Genomic DNA, 17,623 nt, shown 5'->3' on the forward strand with positions numbered 1-17,623 from the left:
GAATTGGTGTTCTAGTGCGAATTCAATACTGCTTGGTTAAGCAAATTTGACTCTGTAGGGGCCGTTTCATGAATAATTGTAGAGACCTTTCATGAAACGTCTCTACAATTATTGCTATAGTATAGCGGGTTGTTTGAGTAAACTTAAAGCGCGATCGACTTTATCGGGCAAAACTACTACTAAACTATTTTCGGTAGCTTTGCGTAAAGCTGTTTCGATCGCCGTTTGTTCATCCAAAATAATTTCGTAGGGAAAATCCGGTTTTTCTTGAGTAATTCCTTCCCGAATTAAAGCCGCAACTTCCCCACGATTACGACCGCGATTATCCTCATCTTCCTTAATAATAACTCGGTCGAAAATTTGAGCAGCTAATGTTCCTAGTTTATGAAAATCTTGGTCGCGGCGATCGCCTGGAGCACCAATTACACCAATGCGTTCTCCTGTTAACCAATTGCTCACAAATTGCCCCAAAGCTTGATAGCCAGCGGGGTTATGAGCATAATCTAATAAAACGTGGAAATTTGCCCAATTAATTAAGTTCATTCTTCCGGGAGTTTGTTCCACTGAGGCGCGAAAAGTTCTTAAAGCGGTGCTAATATTTTCCACGCTTACGCCTTGCACATAAGCAGCAACAGCAGCAGCTAAAGCATTCGCAATCATAAAAGGTGCTTTTCCACCCAAAGTTAAGGGAATATTCACCGCTTGTTCAACTTGAATTACATCTTCACCGGAAAGCAAACATAAGTATCCGTTGTCATAAACTGCGGCGACTCCTCCATTTTGAATATGTTCCCAAATTATCGGACTCCAACGATCCATTGAAAAGTAAGCTACTTTAGCTTTTACGCGATCGCTTTTTCCCATTGCTGCTACTAATGAATCGTCAGCATTTAATACTACAAAACCATTGGGATTAGTCGCTTCAGCAACTACACTTTTGACATGAGCCATGTCTTCTAAAGTGTTAATATTGTGCAATCCCAAATGATCGTCAGAAACATTCAAAACTACGCCAACATCGCAGTGAGAAAAAGCTAAACCAGACCGAAGAATTCCGCCTCTAGCTGTTTCTAAAACTGCCACTTCTACCGAGGGTTCTTGTAATATTAATTGGGCGCTTTGTGGGCCAGTATTATCTCCAGGTTCGGCTAAGAAATCACCGATATAAGTGCCGTCTGTGGTAGTGTAACCTACGGTTTTTTTGGTTTGGCGGAAAATGTGAGCAATTAAGCGAGTTGTGGTAGTTTTTCCGTTAGTTCCGGTGACAGCGACAATGGGGATTTGTTGCGGACGATCGGGCGGATATAACATATCTAAAATCGGTGCAGCAACGTTGCGAGGAGTACCTTCACTTGGTTGCAAGTGCATTCTTAATCCGGGTGCAGCATTGACTTCCACAATTACCCCATCTACTTCCGTTAATGGGCGAGAAATTTCGGGGGAAGTAATATCAATTCCGGCAATATCTAAACCAATTATTCTCGCTGCTCTTTGGGCAATCCAAATATTTTGGGGGTGAATTTCTGCGGTGCGATCGATCGCAGTTCCCCCAGTACTCAAGTTAGCAGTTGCTTTTAAATAGCAGACTTCTCCTTTTTCCAAAATGCTATTTAAACTTAATCTTTGTTTGGTTAAAACTTGTTCGCTATGTTCGTCAATGGTAATCCGAGTCAAGATATTTTCATGCCCATCACCCCGACGCGGATCTTGGTTAACTTGGGCTACTAATTCGGCAATTGTTAATTTCCCATCTCCAATTACATGGGCGGGTACTCTTTCTGCAACGGCGACAACTTTGCCGTTAATTACTAATACGCGAAAATCCCGTCCTTTGTAATATCTTTCTACCAACACTCCACCAGATTTGGACTCACTTTTTGCCAAATCGTAAGCATCTTCTGCATCGCGCCAAGAGTTAATATTTAAAGTGATTCCTCTGCCATGATTGCCATCTAAAGGTTTAATTACAATCGGAAAACCAATCTCTTCAATGGCAGCTTCTAATTGGCGAAAACGGTAAATTACTGTGCCTTTGGGAACAGGTAAATTCGCTTCTCGCAACATAGTAATTGTGCCTTCTTTGTCGCAAGCGAGTTCAGTTCCTAACAAGCTGGTGTTGCTAGTTTGGGCAGCAACAATGCGTCGTTGATGTATGCCGTAGCCTAATTGAACAATACCTCTCGCTGGTAATTCTGTCCAAGGAATTTTCCGAGTTTCGGCTTCTTTCAGAATAGCTTCAGTGGTTAAACCAAGAGAAGTTTCTGTTTTTAATTTTCTTAAATCTTCTAAGTCTAATTTTAGTTCTTTTTCGGGATAGTAACTGCGATCGATAATATTTTCGACTAATCTTAAAGCGGCTTTTGCGGCATAACGACCTGCGGCTTCTTGACGATATTCAAAGACTACCCGATAAACTCCTGATTTAGATGTGGAACGGGCGCGACCAAATTTAACGCGCATTCCGGCTAAAGTTTGTAATTCTAAGGCAACGTGCTCGATAACGTGCCCCATTAATGTGCCTTGTTTAACTCGTTTCAGGAAACCTCCGCGATGTCCCGGAGAGCAAAAGTGATTTTCTAAACTAGGTAAAATCTCAACTAATCCTTCATAAAATTCGGGAATCTCGTTAGAATAAATTTCGTCCATTTCTTCGAGATCCAGCCACATTTCAATTAATTTTTGTCGCTGAATGCTCCAGTAATTTGGCCCTCTAAGTGTTTGCAGTTTAATAATTTTCATACGCTGCTCAAACTCGCTCGGTTATTATTACTTAAGCTTCCTAAATTTTTCTGTTTCTTGTCGTCCTACAATAGGATCGCCCGATCGGGTGATGTAGATTTAGATCCCTAACTTCTTCAAGAAGTCGGGGATCTTGAAGGCGTTAATCATCAGGAAATTGCCAGCAAAGAATGTGTTCGACTTCTGTACTCCCACAACTACAAGTTTCAAAAGTCGATGCTACCCATTCTTTGTCACACTGACGACAGTGGCAGAGAATGTTATGCAGGTTGGCAATAGTAATTTTCATCTGCCATTCTGAGAATTCATCTGGGGTTAATTGGGGATTATTTTCTGACATTTTAAATTCTACCAGTTAAGAAATAGGTGAGCATTTCTCCTTTACCTTTGATGGTGATATTGCCGCGTTGTTCAAATAAGTAGCGATCGCGCAAATATTGATAGGTTGCTTCTGTAACTTGAATTTTTCCTGGCAATCCATGAGATTCCATTCGACTAGCAATATTAACTGTGTCACCCCACAAATCATAAGTGAATTTTTTTTTCCCAATTACACCAGCAACCACATCTCCGCTATTAATGCCAATTCGGATATTTAAAGAGTTGTTGGTTTCCTCATTATATTGAGCAATTGTTGTTTGGATATCGAGTGCCATTTCTGCGATCTCGATCGCGTGATCTGCTCGCGCTTTTGGCAATCCTGCTACTACCATATAAGCGTCGCCAATGGTTTTAATTTTTTCCAAATTATGCTTTTCTACTAATTGATCGAATTCGGAAAATATCTCATTTAATATTTCTACAAGTTCCGTTGCTGATACTCTCGAACACAGGTTGGTAAACCCAACAATATCAGCAAACATAACAGTAACTTCGCTAAAATAATCAGCAATAGTGCTAGGGTGACTTTTTAATCTTTGGGCAATTTTGTATGGTAAGATATTCAGCAACAATTGTTCGGTTTGTTGCTGTTCCTGGTGCAATGCCAATTCTGCTCTTTCCCGTTGCATAAATTGTCCAATTTGATTGCCAATAGTTAGCATTGTTTGTAATAGGTGTTCGTCGTATTCTTGACGCTGACAGCTAAAAAACGACATCACTCCTAAAGTTTCATTTTCATGCTGAATAGGAAAGGCAAAAGCACTGCAAATTCCTGCATTAGCAGCAATTTGCGATCGCACAAAGCTACCATCATTAACTACATCATCCATCCATAAAGGAGCACCTGTTTGCCAAACTTTTCCCGGTAAACCTTCACCTAACGGAAAAACTGTTTGCTTCGTTACTGCAATAAATTCGGGAATCTTTAAGTGCGGTTTAACCCAAATTTCTAAACAATGCAACTGAGGATTTTCATCGTTTATTTCTGGTAGCCAAAATTCACCTATATCCCAACTCAAACTTTCGCATATTCCTAAGAGAATTTTTGGTAATGTTGACTTCAGATTGACTGAATCTGCCAAAGCTAGACTAATAACATACTGCGCGAACAACCGCTTTTCAATACGCTTTCTTTCTTGTTCGATTATTTGTTTTTCAGTAATATCTCTACCAATATACAAGTAATCTTGAACTCCGGGAATTTCTGTAGGAATGCTGGAGCAAGAAAAGGAAACGTTAATTTGTTTCCCGGTTTTAGTATGACAAATTAATTCTATATCTGACAAGGATTCCCCAGTGGATAATACTTCTTCTTGAATGATTTTTAGTTGATTTTCATAATTAATAATAATAGTTGATAGATGTTGATTAATCAAATCTATTTCATTGTATTCAAATAAATTTACTGCTGCTTTATTTACAGTTTTAATCTTTCCACTTTGGGTTGTCACTAATAAAGCATCTGCCATCGATCCGATAATTTTATCGATGTATTGGTTAGAAGCAGATAACTTACTAAATAACAGTTCTAATTCATTGTTTCTTTGTACCAAAGTTTGCTCTAGGAGCATTTTTTCTGTAACATCTTCCAAGATAATCAGTAATTGATTGCTAGTAATTTCATGGTCTTTAATAATGTGGAGGTTAATATATAAAGTATCATTAGAAGCAGTTAATCGCGCAATTCCTTTATAATCAAAATATTTGCGATCGCCTTGTAAAATTTCCCCAACAATGTCTTCTATTCCAACTAATTCTGGTAAAACTTCGCTAACATCTTGATTCAATATTGATTCTGGAGGACAATCGCTAAATTTTGGCACTCCTGCCGATATTTCAACCACTTTAAATTTGTCATCTACTAGCAAATAATCTATAGAAGTCAAAATTAAATTTTCTTTAAAAAATTGCTCGATCTTTGATAGTTGCATAGTGAAGTTCCTGGGTTATTACATGAGCATTAAAGTTGTTTAACTAGCAAATGCTTTCTTCGGGAAAAAGTATTTTGTAAGCTAGTTTTTCAAAGATAAGATCGACATCTTTACCTGTTTTTGCGGAAGTGGCGTAAGTAGATAAAACTTGCGCCTGCTCTTTAAAGTTATAAGTAGTAAGTAATTGCTCTATTGTCTCATCATCAAATAAGTCTGATTTATTAAAAGCAACGATCGCAAATCCTTTAGGATTAATTGACAAAAAAAGCTGCAAATGCTCTGTTAGTCGCTCGACTGTTTCTTGGCGGGTAACATCTGCAACTATAATCGCGCCGCTAGATCCTTGTAAATAAGAAGGTGCGATCGCTTTAAATTTAGTATGTCCTTCTAAATCCCAAATCATCAACTGTATTTCTACTTTCTGCTCCGAACTTTTGGTTAATTCCATAGTTTTTCGGGAAATTTTTACTCCCACAGTTGAAAGATATCTATCGCTAAATGCACGTTCGACAAACTGCCGAATCAAGCTGGTTTTCCCTACCCCAAAATCACCTACTAAACAAATTTTTTTCGAGATTGTAGCCATAATTATTTACTGCTTTCCTTCGACACCACAGGTTGGAATTCAACGCATCTAGCTAACCATAATGGTTTTTGCGAGTCTACACCTAAAGGGGGTGTAGGTGCTGCTAGTGCTTGCAATCTTTTTGGATCGATTCCTTGAGTAATTAAAGCATTTTTTACGGTTTCTGCACGGGATTGTGCTAACTTAAGGTTAGTATCGAAAGAACCAAGAGGATCGCTGTAACCCATGATTCTTAAAGACAAGTTTGGGTAACGATTTAACAAATCTTTAATTTGCAAAATTTTGTTTTGATTTCCTGCTTTTAATTCTGCCGATCCTGAGTCAAAATAGATCCGGGTGGCGATCGCTTGCGGTAGAATTTCCACTGTATTAGTAACAGTTTTTACTCCGGGAATTTGTTTGAATGCTTGAGTAATTTTCTCTGCATCTTCAATTTGAGATACTGTTCCTTTAATCAGCACTTTACCACTTGAGTATAGAGAATAAACTGTCACTCCATTGATTTTATTTAAAGTAGCAGTTAATCGTTTAATTTCCGAAGCTATATCTACAGGATTAGGTGGCACTTCTACGGCGATAATTTTATTTTCTAATAGTTGGTTAGGGGCAATTTTTTTGGCTATTTCTTCAGCTTTTGTGCGGAGATACTGATTAGGTAAACTGCCTAAAAGCTGCAATTTACCATCAGTAACCTGCGCTCCTAAACGATAAACAGCTAATTCGGGAGCAGATGCTAAAGCTTGCATTACATCATTTTCTAAACGTCGATCGATGCCATTTCGATATTGCCAAAATCCCCAAGGTAAAATAATTGCACTCAACAGCAAGGAAGTAACAATTAGTAATCCCGAAGGTCGAAAAATTTGGCGTTTTGCAGCTGGTTCGCCAATTTTAATTAATTGACTTAAAAGTTGATTAACTTGTTCGGGAATACTATCAGGATCTCCGGCAAAATTCTCTATTTCATTACCAGCAATTTGAACAATATTGTATAGTGTTTGCTGCATTCTGCGAATGTACCATTGAGGAGTTTTCCCTTGAGTTACTACTGCTAAATAACAATATCCTGCTACTTCTAAAACAATTTTAGAGTTGCCATAGTCGATCGCGTCAATTTCCGAAACATCTCCCGATCGAGCAATACAATCATTCACAAAACTCCGAATAGCTGTCAGCATCCCAGCTACCATATCTGATTCTAGTTTTTCTTTCTCCTCTGGTTGCACTTCTGCGATTAATAAACCTGAGTTTTTTTGAATTAAAAATACAGCACGAACTTTAAAAGGAATAGCTTCTTTAAGAATCAGTTCTGCTTCTGAAACTCCCTGCATTTTGGCGCGAATTTTACGATTTATTCCCTCAAAACTTAAGGCATTTTCAATTTTTTCATTAATCGATCGAATCGCATCCGCCATGTATTTGCTAATAGTGCTACCTATCACCGGATAAAGAGCATCTACCATTGCATCTCTTTCCAACGCTATTTGTTCTTTAATCGCTTTCCCCATTTCTGATGCTAATGCTTTAGAAATAGCATTAGCATCTATTTTCTTTTGTTCTTTAATTGCTTCTGCTAATTCAGGCGCGATCGCTTGAGCAATTTCTTGCGGATGTTGACGAATTTGTTGCGAAATTGCTGGCGGAAGTAAAGGCGCGATCACCGAAATTAACGCCTCTTTATCTTCTTCTCTTTTACTCTCAATTACTCGATCGATAATTGGCGTAAGCGCCTCAATCATTACTTCTGGATCTAACTTAATTTGTTCCTTAATTGCTACTGCTATTTCCGGTGCAATTGCTAGAGCTATTTCCTGCGGTTCTTGGCGCACTTCTAAGGAAATTGCTGGTGGAATAGCAGCTGCTATTGCGCCAGCAATACTGTTTTTATCTTCCTGGGTTTTAGCTGCAATTAATTCGTGAACGATCGGTAAAAGTAAACTAATTAATTGTTGCGGCTGAGAAATCTGCTCTTCAATATTGGCAAGCTTTTGTTCATATTTACCAATTAAACCTTGGATTTCAGCTAATTCTGGTTCTAATAAAAGAACTTGCAACCGTTTATAAGCATCGTATAATTCTTCTACATTATCATCATAATGTTCTAGCAAGGAGTTAGCAGGTTGAGATACTTCTTCATGCTTAATTTCTAGAGAAGAGTTTGGTTCCTCAGTTGATTTTTCTACAACTGCTGAGGTAGTAGTTGCTAAATCTTCCTGAATTTCTTCATTTGAATTATCTATTTCTATATTCTTTTGAGCAATTTCTGATACTATATCTAACGTTCCGTTACTCTGATTACTACTATCATTAATTAACTCATTACTGTATTTATCCTGACGTATAATTTTTAAGTCAACTAATAAGTTGACTAGCTTTTCTACCTCTACTCCTGTTTCTTGGCTAAGGTGATGAGATTGAGAAACAAAAGATTCCAGCTGATTGATTTCAGCCGGATTTTCTGGAGATAAGCTCATAATTGATAACCCCTGCATTTAATTGTTAGCTGAATACCCGACGAAGTAGAAAGTTGAAAACTTATTTCTAAGCTTTCAACTCGTTAATTCTAGATTACTCCCATTTTTTGCTTTCTTCTATCATTGGAATATCCGTATAAACATCATCATCCACTGTAACAGCTTGTTTTAATTGTGGAACAAATTCATTTCCTTTGAGCCGCATTCCCAACTCAAACAAAATTTCTGCCACATCATCTTTAGAAACTTTCGCATCTCTCATTGATGATAAACGTCGCTCTAATTCTTCAAAAACTTGAATTCTCAAAGTCCGAACATCTTCTTGTAGTTTAGTTCTACTTTCTGTTAGTTCTTTGCGAATTGAAGTACTTTGGCTGTCAATATTTTGATCGAGTGCTTCTAGAGCGTTAGTAAACTTTTTATTTACCCGATCGACTTGTTGCCGTAAATCGCTAATTTCCTCTTGATAACTTAAGCTAATAGACCTGATTTTTTTCTCTAAAGTATCAAATGCTGAACGTAGTTCTGTAGATACAACTGTCTTTACTTGATCGATGCGATCGCGCATTTCTTGCTGTAGTAAAGAAATGTCAGATTCTATCTTCTCGAACCGATTATCATATTCTCGCAATTGAGGGCCAAAAATAATGTCGCGGATCTGGTCAATGTTACCCAACCTTTCCCGCATTTCCTCCTTGCTAATTTCTGACATACTTACACCTTTGTAGAAAACTTCATAATTGACAATCAGTAGGATTTTACCAGTTCAGGCGTTATTTTGCTAATTAGAACTAACTCCACAATCACTTATCGTCAGCTTTATATTGTATCTAATTATGTTTAAATTAATCCCCATTTTAACCTCTATCTAATTTTTCTTAATATATTGCTTCATAATTTACTTAATTTCTCAGATTACTGTATCTCTAGTCACGCTCTACCCTACCGCCTTACTCGCTAGTAGTAATACTTACTTTTCTTGAATCGCTTGTATTCTCAAACACTTCTTTGTGTAGATAGCGTAACTTGCACAATTGATGATAAATTAATATTATTTCAAATTTTAACTTGCCAAACAAATTTATTTTCCATTACTTAGTGTAAATCAACTAACCATGCAGATTACCCAAAGCCTTCATGCAGCTATTCTGGTTGCTAACCTAGAACAATCTGAATATTTCTATGGGACAATATTGGGACTATCCAAAGTAGAGCGATCGCTAAAGTTTCCTGGTGCCTGGTATGAAATTGCTAGCTTCCAAATTCACCTAATTGTTAGCGAGAAAATAGTACCAGATATGGTAGATTCAGAAAAATGGGGACGCAATCGCCATTTAGCTTTTTCTGTTACTGACTTAGATGCTGCTAAACAACAATTAATCTCTCATAATTGCCCTTTTCAAGTCAGTGCTTCCGGTCGTGCAGCCTTATTCACTCAAGATCCTGATGGTAACATTATTGAGTTAAGTCAGGTTCAATTAAATTAAAGGCTGATGGTCAAAAACATTGCTTATATTTACAGCGATCCTTTGTGGGAAACAGCACCCGAAGCAGATGTTTTTTCCGCAGAAGTAGAGCAAATTTACCAAGATTTTGGCGGGCGAGAACAACTAAAACAACTGTTAGTTAAAAGCCAAAGTGAGCCACCAGAGCATTTACTAATTCGCAGTTTAGCAGAATTAGGAGATTCTGTACAGGAAGTATGCGATCGCCTCCAAGAAATCGAATCCCTCGGTGTTAAATTGATTATCGGAGACAAAGATTCTCCCATTACCCAAAATAGCAAAATCGACCTACTCAAACTATTACAAGAAATTCAAAATACCCAACGCAGTCGTCGTTTAAAACAAGGACACGCCCGCAATCGTTTAAAAGCCTTACCTCCCCCTGGCAAAGCACCCTACGGTTATCGTCGAGGTAAAGACAAATATATCATAGATAAAAGTTCTGCTCCCGTAGTTCGCTACTTTTTTGAGCAATTTTTACTCTTTGGTTCTTTGCGGGGGGCTGTTCGTTATTTAGCCAAGAAATATGGGAAAAAAATATCAGTATCTACCGGAAAACGTTGGTTAATTAATCCCGTTTATCGAGGCGATTTAGCTTATCAAAACAATCAAATTATTTCTGATACCCATGCTGCCATAATTTCTAGAGAAGAAGCAGCACAGATCGATCGCCTGTTACGCCGCAATCAACAAATGTCTCCTCGTACCGCTAGTGCGCCACGTTCCTTAGCTGGATTAGTTATTTGTGGCGAATGTCGATCGCCAATGAATATTACCAGAGTCACTACACATAAAAAAGACAAAGAATATCTTTATTTACGCCCCATTAACTGCCCCAAATCTCCTAAATGCTCAGCTATATCATATCAGAAAATACTAGAGCAAACTATTCAATTAATCTGTCGAGATTTGCCGCAAGCAGTCGCTCAAATGCAATTACCAGATATGGAAGACATGAAAAAAAGTTTAGCAAATGCGATCGCTCAAAAGCAACAAATTCTTAGCCAATTACCTAACTTAATTCAGCAAGGAATTTTAGACCAAGAAACCTCCCAAATTCGCGCTTACAAACTCCGCACAGAAATTGCTCAACTGCAATCAAAATTAGCAGAATTACCGCCAGTAAATTTGCGCGAAACTGCTCAAGCTGTCTCAATTCCCCAATTTTGGCAAGATTTGTCTGAATCGGAACGTAGATTTTATTTCCGGGAATTTATTCGAGAAATTCAACTTTGGCGACAAGATGAAGACTGGCAATTACAAATCAAATTTATCTTTTTTACCTAAATCTATTCTTAGCCATTTCTTAACTTAGATCTTGCACCAAGAGGCGGAGCCTCTATGTTTCTCGTTCCCAGGTTCAACCTGGGAACGAGGTGAAAGGAGGTTCTACCTCCATTGCTGCAAGAGAGGAAAAGGAGAAATTTACAACACAAATAGCAAATTTAAATTAGAACATTGTAAAATTATGTAAAACAGCGTCTTTCGTTCCTCCAATGAAACTCCTTCGTCATCTTTTTAGCATCTTACTTGTTCTTTGTTTAGCCTTAGTTCCTTGGGTTAACTTTATTCCAGGTGCAGATGCTCTTGGAGGTAAACTTCCTCCTTTAAATCAACCCGCACCAACATTTACATTACCCACAAACACAGGCGACGGTGAAGTATCGCTCGCTGATTATCGTGGGAAATGGGTAGTCCTTTATTTTTATCCCAAAGATTTTACTTCTGGTTGCACTTTAGAAGCTCGGAGATTTCAACAAGATTTGCCGAAATATCAACAAATCAATACCAAAATAATTGGTGTTAGTGCTGATTCTGTAAATACCCATGCCGAATTTTGTGAGTCAGAAGGCTTGAAATTTCCTTTACTTGCTGATACCGATGGCAAAGTTAGTAAAGGTTATGGCTCTTGGTTAGGTGCTCTCTCCATGCGTCACACTTTTATTATCGACCCCAAAGGAGTAATCCGGGAAATTTTCACAGGAGTCAATCCATCAATTCATAGTCGAGAAGTTTTAGCACGTCTTAATGAATTGCAGGAAGCATCTTCTTAAAACATATTCTTAGTAACAGTAGGGTGCGTCAGACACTACAATTAGATACGAGTTAAAATAATTTGCGAGTTCTGACGCACCTTACAAACTAAAAGTTTATATGACAGGTAAACATGGAAATTTTGATTGTTGAAGATGAGCCGGAAATCGCTAAATTAATTCAATTAACTTTGGAAAATGAAGGATTTTCCTGTCAACAAAGCCGGGATGGATTGAGTGCTTTACAAATTTTTCAGCAACAACAACCAGATTTAATTATTTTAGATTTAATGTTACCTGGGTTGGATGGTTTAGAAGTTTGTGCCCGGATTCGGCAAAAACCAGGGCCAAAAGACCCTTATATTTTAATGTTAACTGCTAAAGGTGAAGAGATCGATCGCGTAATCGGCTTATCCACAGGCGCAGATGACTATTTAGTTAAACCTTTTAGTCCGAGAGAATTAGTTGCTAGAGTTCGGGCATTATTGCGGCGCAGTTTACGACAAGGAGGCAACAGTTTAGTCTACCGAACACCTCATTTTATTGTTGATATAGATCAACGTACCGCTCAACGACAATTGTATCCTAATGAATTAGAAACATTAGACTTAACTACGTTAGAATTTAACTTGTTGAGTACTTTTATTAGTCAACCGAATCGGGCTTGGAACCGTACTCAATTAATCGATAAACTTTGGGGAGATGACTTTTTTGGTGATGAACGAGTAGTTGATACTCACGTCGCCAGATTGCGAAAAAAAATTGAACCAGACCCAGCAAATCCTACATTTATTAAAACTGTAATTGGGGTGGGTTACAAATTTGAAGACCCTGGTTAGATATTAATTGATTTTATGAGCAAAGTTGGTTTGCGATCGCGTTTATTCCTCTCTCACCTCCTAGTAATGATGGTGGGAGTTCTCAGCTTAGTAATTATTGGCAAAATCTCCTCGCCAAAAATATTTATTCTCCATTTACAACAACTAGAAGGTGACGGCTACCAAATCCGTTACGCTAGAACTAGACTAATTCAAGGATTTGAAATTGCTTGGAGTCGGAGTACCTTTTGGTCAGTTTTAGCTGGCGCTACTGCTGCGGGAGGATTAAGTTATTGGGTATCTCGGCGCATAGTTCAACCATTAAACCAAATGGAAGAAATTACCCAAAAATTTGCCACTGGACACTTAGATGAACGAGTACCTTCCTTAGAAATTCCTGAACTTAATCAACTGGGAACTAGTTTTAATCAAATGGCTTCCAGTATCGAAGGTGTAGAAGTACGCCGTCGAGAATTAGTCAGCGATTTATCTCATGAATTACGCACTCCATTAACAGTAGTTCGCGGTTATTTAGAAGAACTTGCTGATGGCAAAATTGCACCGTCACCAGAAATCTATCAGCAATTAGCGAGAGAAACCAAGCGTTTGGAAAGATTAGTTAATGATTTGCAAGAACTTTCTAAAGCAGAAGCCGGATACTTACCAATTAATTTACAACCTGTCAATTTGCGACCTTTATTTGAGTTATTAGTGCAAAAATTTGCCGACCAATTATTAGAAGATGGGCCAATTTTAAGCTTACAATGTCCGGCACAATTACCTTTAGTATTAGCAGATATCGATCGCGTAGAACAAATCTTAGTCAACCTATTGGGAAACGCCATTCGCTACACTAGCCAAGGTACAATCACCTTGCGAGCTTGGACTGAATCTGGTAAACTTTGGATTGCCATAATTGACACAGGACTGGGAATTTCCCCAGACGATTTACCTCATGTATTTGAGCGTTTTTGGCGGGCCGATCGTTCCAGAGCAAGGTATTCTGGAGGAACAGGAATAGGTTTAGCTATCTCTCGCCGTTTAGTAGAATTACAAGGTGGTCGAATTGAAGTAGAAAGCCAGCTTGGTCAAGGTAGTATATTTCGCTTCTTTCTACCTTTAGCTTAAGTCATAGCTTTGACATAAAAAGATCATTGCTTTGTGACATCTACTTGATAATTTAAGGATGTAAAATTCTATTTTGCATTAATGCTTACTATCACTCAATTCTCATTTACTATTTAATATGTTGACAACATTTTTAGCTATAATTTCCGTTACTCTTCTCAGTTTATTTGGGATATTAGCAATTTCCTTACTATTTCCCAATTCTTAAATATTATCACTGAAAAATTTTTATCTTGTAGGCACTCCAGCGCTATTATTGAGTTAATAATAGCGCTAAATCACCAAAAAATCAATAATTAATTTATATTTCTGTAATATGTTCAATAACATTTTTACTTTTATTCTTAATAATGTACATTAAATAATCAGCTTTTTCGATAATCTCATCAACTGTTTCTGGAGGATTAATATAAGTAATAGCACCGATACTAAAAGTTACAGGCCAAACATTTTTTTCCATAGTTTCGGAAAGTATATTGCGAACTCTATTAATAACTATTTGAGCAGGTTCATAAGCTAGTCCCGGCAAGAAAATAATAAATTCATCCCCACCAATTCGAGCCACAATATCAGTCTCTCGCACTGTATGTTTAATAGTTTGTGCTACTACTTGTAAAACATGATCGCCAACTTTATAACCACCATAATCATTAATATTTTTAAAATTATCTAAATCAATATAAGTTATTGTAAAAGGATGACCATAACGCCGTGACTTCTTTAACTCCATACTAGCCAACTCAACAAACAACTTTCGGTTAGCCACGCCAGTTATTTCATCTGTTCTGGCTAATTTACTTTCTCTTTTCCGAGCGTTATGTAATTCTGCAAACAGATAGTTTACCGTCAAATAAAAGGCTAAACGAATGAAAGCATTCCAATAAGGGAGATAATTTGGTGAGACAACTTCCCCTTTTAATAAATGAATTAAAAACCAGGCAGTGGCACAAATGAAAGAGATTAATATGCCAAATTTTTCACTAACACACCAACTAACTAAAGCTACAGGAAGCAGAAAAAATACGGAAGCAATATCAGGTGAGACTACGTAATCAATGAAACTGATAAGAATTACCAGTAAAATACTGAGTCCAATTACAAAAGACCTCGATTTATTTTCCAGATATCTAAATAGGTACACCACAAATTCCTTGAGAGCGTTATTAGTTAGTATGACTCTTTAATCATACAAAAGGGATAGGCTAAAGACCTATCCCTAGAAGCAAATTTACGTTAGTTTACTTGTTTATGTGCTTTGGCTTTCCTTATTTCCTTATTCTGGTTGCTGTTGCTGTCTATTTGGCAAAGCGCTCGGTTGCACAACTACATCAACATTCTGACCGCTGCGACGGACTTCGATTGGCAAACGAGCACCAACGTTGCTGGCATCTACAGCTTGTTGTACGGAGTTGGAGTCTTTCACCGATTGATTGTTGATTTTGCTGATAATATCACCTGAACGTAACCCGGCTTTTTCGGCTGGGGAATTTGGCATGACTCGAACAATCAATACGCCATCGTCTTCATTGACGTTTAGATTTAGTTCGGGGTCGCTGTTAATGTTTTGCTTTATCTCAGGAGTTAGGTCTACCATCTGAATACCTAAGTAAGGATGTTGCACCTTACCTTGAGAGATTAACTTGTCAGCAATACTTTTCGCGGTGTTGACTGGGATAGCAAAACCAATGCCTTGGGCACCTTGAATGATAGCTGTGTTGATGCCAATTACTTCACCAGAGGCGTTTAACAGTGGGCCACCGGAATTTCCTGGGTTAATGGCTGCGTCTGTTTGTACAAACCTAACTCTTTGATCGGGAACGCCGACTTGACGACCGCTGCGACCTGTGGCGCTGACAATTCCTGTGGTGACGGTATTATCTAAACCAAGGGGGTTGCCGATCGCGATCGCCCATTCACCCGGTTTTAAACTATCTGAGTTACCCAGCTTGACTGTTGGCAAGTTGTTCCCCTCAACTTTCACTACTGCTACATCAGTCACTGAGTCTGCACCTAACACTTTACCTGTTAAAGCCCGACCATCTTTGAGGGTAACTCTTACGGTGTCACTACCGGAAACGACGTGGGCGTTAGTTAAAATGTGACCGTCAGAGTTGATAATAAACCCGGAACCAGTTTCGCTGACTTGGCGCGATCGCTGCGGGTAGTCTGGCATTCCCCGACCACCGAAAAATTGCCCGTAAAATGGATCTTCCTCCATACCTCTCGGCATTCTCGTACTCACGCTTCTCGAAGAGTCAATTCTGACTACTGCTGACCCTACTTCCTGCACTACATTAGTAACAAAATTGCTATCTGAGTTAAATGGTAATTGGGCTATGATGTTCGGGGTAGTTGATTTATCAGTGGCTTGAGAAGGCAGATTGTTTTGTGATAATAGATTGCTACCTGCCAAGCTAATTCCCGATCCTAATAGCACTAACGATAAATAGGTAGCTACCTTGGGCATAGCAAATTTTTTAGTTCCTCGATCGTTAGGTTTTGTGTCTTTGATTTCCATTTTTCTTTAATTCTCCTGAAGTTTCAATTCTGGTATTTTCTGTGATGGGATGGCAATAGTTCTTAATCTCGTAAGTAGTGACTTCCGATCCGGAGATACTCCATAAGACTTATCTTTAGTAGTAGACTGTTTTGCTTTACGTTTTTGATTCTAGATATCGTGTGTGACACTTTGATTACAAGCGTATGTCAATTTGATGGCAATTTTTTACCCTAAATAAATTTAGAGAAGGGAAACGTTTTTTCCGCTTCTGCTTTCTACCTTTCTTTGCTCAAAGTTCTTTGGATGATAAGAATTGGGGTCTAGCTTGTTGGGTTGTTTGGAGGATATCTGCTAAGGAATTCCAATCTCCTTGCTGGATGTGGGTAATTAATCGATCGAGAGTTTGACGATAGGAAAAGAGCGATCGCAACAATTGCTCTTGATTGTAGGTTGCCATCAACACTCCTAATTCGGGATTTCCGCCACCTACCCGACTCGTATCTCGAAATCCCGAACTAGCTAAATTTTGTGCTAATTCTAATACATCGATCTCATTTTCACTTAAGCAAGCACCGATTAAACTAGCGCTAATCATGACTGGTAAATGGGAAATCCAAGCTACTGCTTTATCATGTTCTTCGGGACGACAAAGATAAAATTTAGCTTGGAGCGATCGGACAATTTCCCCGACTATTTTAACTGCTTCAGGAGTAGAATTTTTTACTGGAGTTAGTACGTAAGGGTTGCCTACAAACAAATTAGATTGCGCCGCATCTATGCCACTTTCAGCAGTTCCCGCCATCGGATGTCCGCCGATAAAATTAGGCCAAATTTTGACTGCTTCTGTCACAATTGGTGATTTAACCGAACCCACATCAGTTACGATTGCTTGTGGCGAAAGATGGGGAAGTAATTGTTCAATAGTAGGAATAATTAAATCTAAAGGTGTACAAATAAACACCACATCTGCTGCGGCTAAAAGTGAGAGATTCACGCTGGCATCATTAACAATACCTCGCTCGATCGCGATTTGGCAAGTTGACTCGCGCCGACTGACACCCAAAACTTGATAACCAAGCGATCGTAAATCCAACGCCAAAGAACCACCAATTAAACCTAACCCTACAATTCCAATATTCATCTCTAATTTAGTTACAAGAAATACCGCACTGTAGTCACTACTCTACCTTTTTTTGCCCTTAAAGCCAACTTCAGAAATCAACTTGTTTGGTTATGTAATAAATTTTCCCACCAATTTCGGGTCACAAAAGCGGGAATAATTACCGTTGATAAAAGTTCCTCATGTTTGTTTTCAAACTCATCGACAAATTTCACAAAATGTATAGGTAGGAATCATAAAAATCCGCCCTGATTCGCTTACCCCCGCACTAATCCCGGATATAAACCCAAGTTCTCACGAGCCACAATAAGCTGTCACGCATTTAAATCACTTATTAAGATTGCAGGGGAGCAGGGGGGCAGGGGGGCAGGGGAGAGAATTAGACGAATTTTCTTCTGTTTCCAAACA

The 17,623-nt window shown here is 38.4% G+C and carries 14 protein-coding genes; 5 read left to right on the forward strand and 9 right to left on the reverse strand.

All coding sequences use genetic code 11. The annotated features are described in order from the left end of the window. Nucleotides 1–114: 114 nt before the first annotated feature. From cphA to ACE1CA_RS25205, 6 genes are all read right to left on the reverse strand, one after another. Nucleotides 115–2,739, reverse strand: coding sequence for a cyanophycin synthetase (cphA, locus tag ACE1CA_RS25180; protein ID WP_413278631.1), 2,625 nt, complete (start codon nt 2,737–2,739; stop codon nt 115–117). Between the two features lie 142 nt (nt 2,740–2,881). Beyond that, on the reverse strand, nt 2,882–3,079 hold the full coding sequence (locus ACE1CA_RS25185; RefSeq protein ID WP_413278630.1) for a hypothetical protein: 198 nt from the start codon (nt 3,077–3,079) through the stop codon (nt 2,882–2,884). A 1-nt stretch (nt 3,080) separates the two neighbouring features. Continuing rightward, complete coding sequence (locus ACE1CA_RS25190) at nt 3,081–5,051, reverse strand: adenylate/guanylate cyclase domain-containing protein (protein ID WP_413278629.1); 1,971 nt, start codon at nt 5,049–5,051, stop codon at nt 3,081–3,083. Between the two features lie 43 nt (nt 5,052–5,094). Continuing rightward, complete coding sequence (locus tag ACE1CA_RS25195) at nt 5,095–5,637, reverse strand: Rab family GTPase (RefSeq protein WP_413278628.1); 543 nt, start codon at nt 5,635–5,637, stop codon at nt 5,095–5,097. A 2-nt stretch (nt 5,638–5,639) separates the two neighbouring features. Then, a complete protein-coding gene (locus ACE1CA_RS25200; RefSeq protein WP_413278627.1) occupies nt 5,640–8,111 on the reverse strand; it encodes an OmpA family protein in 2,472 nt (823 codons plus the stop codon). A 94-nt stretch (nt 8,112–8,205) separates the two neighbouring features. After that, nucleotides 8,206–8,823, reverse strand: a complete 618-nt coding sequence (locus tag ACE1CA_RS25205) for a hypothetical protein (RefSeq protein ID WP_413278626.1) — start codon at nt 8,821–8,823, stop codon at nt 8,206–8,208. 403 nt (nt 8,824–9,226) lie between these two features. Between ACE1CA_RS25205 and ACE1CA_RS25210 the strand changes: the two genes are divergently transcribed. From ACE1CA_RS25210 to ACE1CA_RS25230, 5 genes are all read left to right on the forward strand, one after another. Continuing rightward, nucleotides 9,227–9,598 carry a VOC family protein gene (locus tag ACE1CA_RS25210; protein ID WP_413278625.1) on the forward strand — a complete coding sequence of 124 codons (372 nt, stop codon included), beginning with the start codon at nt 9,227–9,229 and terminating at the stop codon, nt 9,596–9,598. A gap of 6 nt (nt 9,599–9,604) precedes the next feature. Beyond that, complete coding sequence (locus ACE1CA_RS25215) at nt 9,605–10,903, forward strand: recombinase family protein (protein ID WP_413278624.1); 1,299 nt, start codon at nt 9,605–9,607, stop codon at nt 10,901–10,903. Nucleotides 10,904–11,112: 209 nt separating this feature from the next. Continuing rightward, nucleotides 11,113–11,670 carry a peroxiredoxin gene (locus tag ACE1CA_RS25220; RefSeq protein WP_413278623.1) on the forward strand — a complete coding sequence of 186 codons (558 nt, stop codon included), beginning with the start codon at nt 11,113–11,115 and terminating at the stop codon, nt 11,668–11,670. Between the two features lie 113 nt (nt 11,671–11,783). Beyond that, nucleotides 11,784–12,488 (forward strand): response regulator, encoded by a 705-nt coding sequence (locus ACE1CA_RS25225; RefSeq protein WP_413278622.1) that lies wholly within the window; start codon nt 11,784–11,786, stop codon nt 12,486–12,488. Nucleotides 12,489–12,503: 15 nt separating this feature from the next. After that, nucleotides 12,504–13,595, forward strand: coding sequence for a sensor histidine kinase (locus tag ACE1CA_RS25230; RefSeq protein WP_413278621.1), 1,092 nt, complete (start codon nt 12,504–12,506; stop codon nt 13,593–13,595). 301 nt (nt 13,596–13,896) lie between these two features. Here the strand turns inward: ACE1CA_RS25230 and ACE1CA_RS25235 are convergent, their stop codons facing one another. The 3 genes from ACE1CA_RS25235 to ACE1CA_RS25245 all read right to left on the reverse strand — a co-directional run bounded on the left by ACE1CA_RS25235 (nt 13,897) and on the right by ACE1CA_RS25245 (nt 17,236). Further along, a complete protein-coding gene (locus ACE1CA_RS25235; RefSeq protein ID WP_413278620.1) occupies nt 13,897–14,736 on the reverse strand; it encodes a GGDEF domain-containing protein in 840 nt (279 codons plus the stop codon). 132 nt (nt 14,737–14,868) lie between these two features. After that, nucleotides 14,869–16,113 carry an HhoA/HhoB/HtrA family serine endopeptidase gene (locus tag ACE1CA_RS25240; protein WP_413278619.1) on the reverse strand — a complete coding sequence of 415 codons (1,245 nt, stop codon included), beginning with the start codon at nt 16,111–16,113 and terminating at the stop codon, nt 14,869–14,871. Nucleotides 16,114–16,384: 271 nt separating this feature from the next. Beyond that, the gene (locus ACE1CA_RS25245) at nt 16,385–17,236 is read right to left on the reverse strand and encodes a prephenate/arogenate dehydrogenase (RefSeq protein ID WP_486517524.1); all 852 of its coding nucleotides are present in this window, start codon (nt 17,234–17,236) and stop codon (nt 16,385–16,387) included. Nucleotides 17,237–17,623: the final 387 nt, after the last annotated feature.

The organism is Floridaenema evergladense BLCC-F167, from assembly GCF_041929205.2.
In the GTDB taxonomy this organism is placed as follows: domain Bacteria; phylum Cyanobacteriota; class Cyanobacteriia; order Cyanobacteriales; family Aerosakkonemataceae; genus Floridanema; species Floridanema evergladense.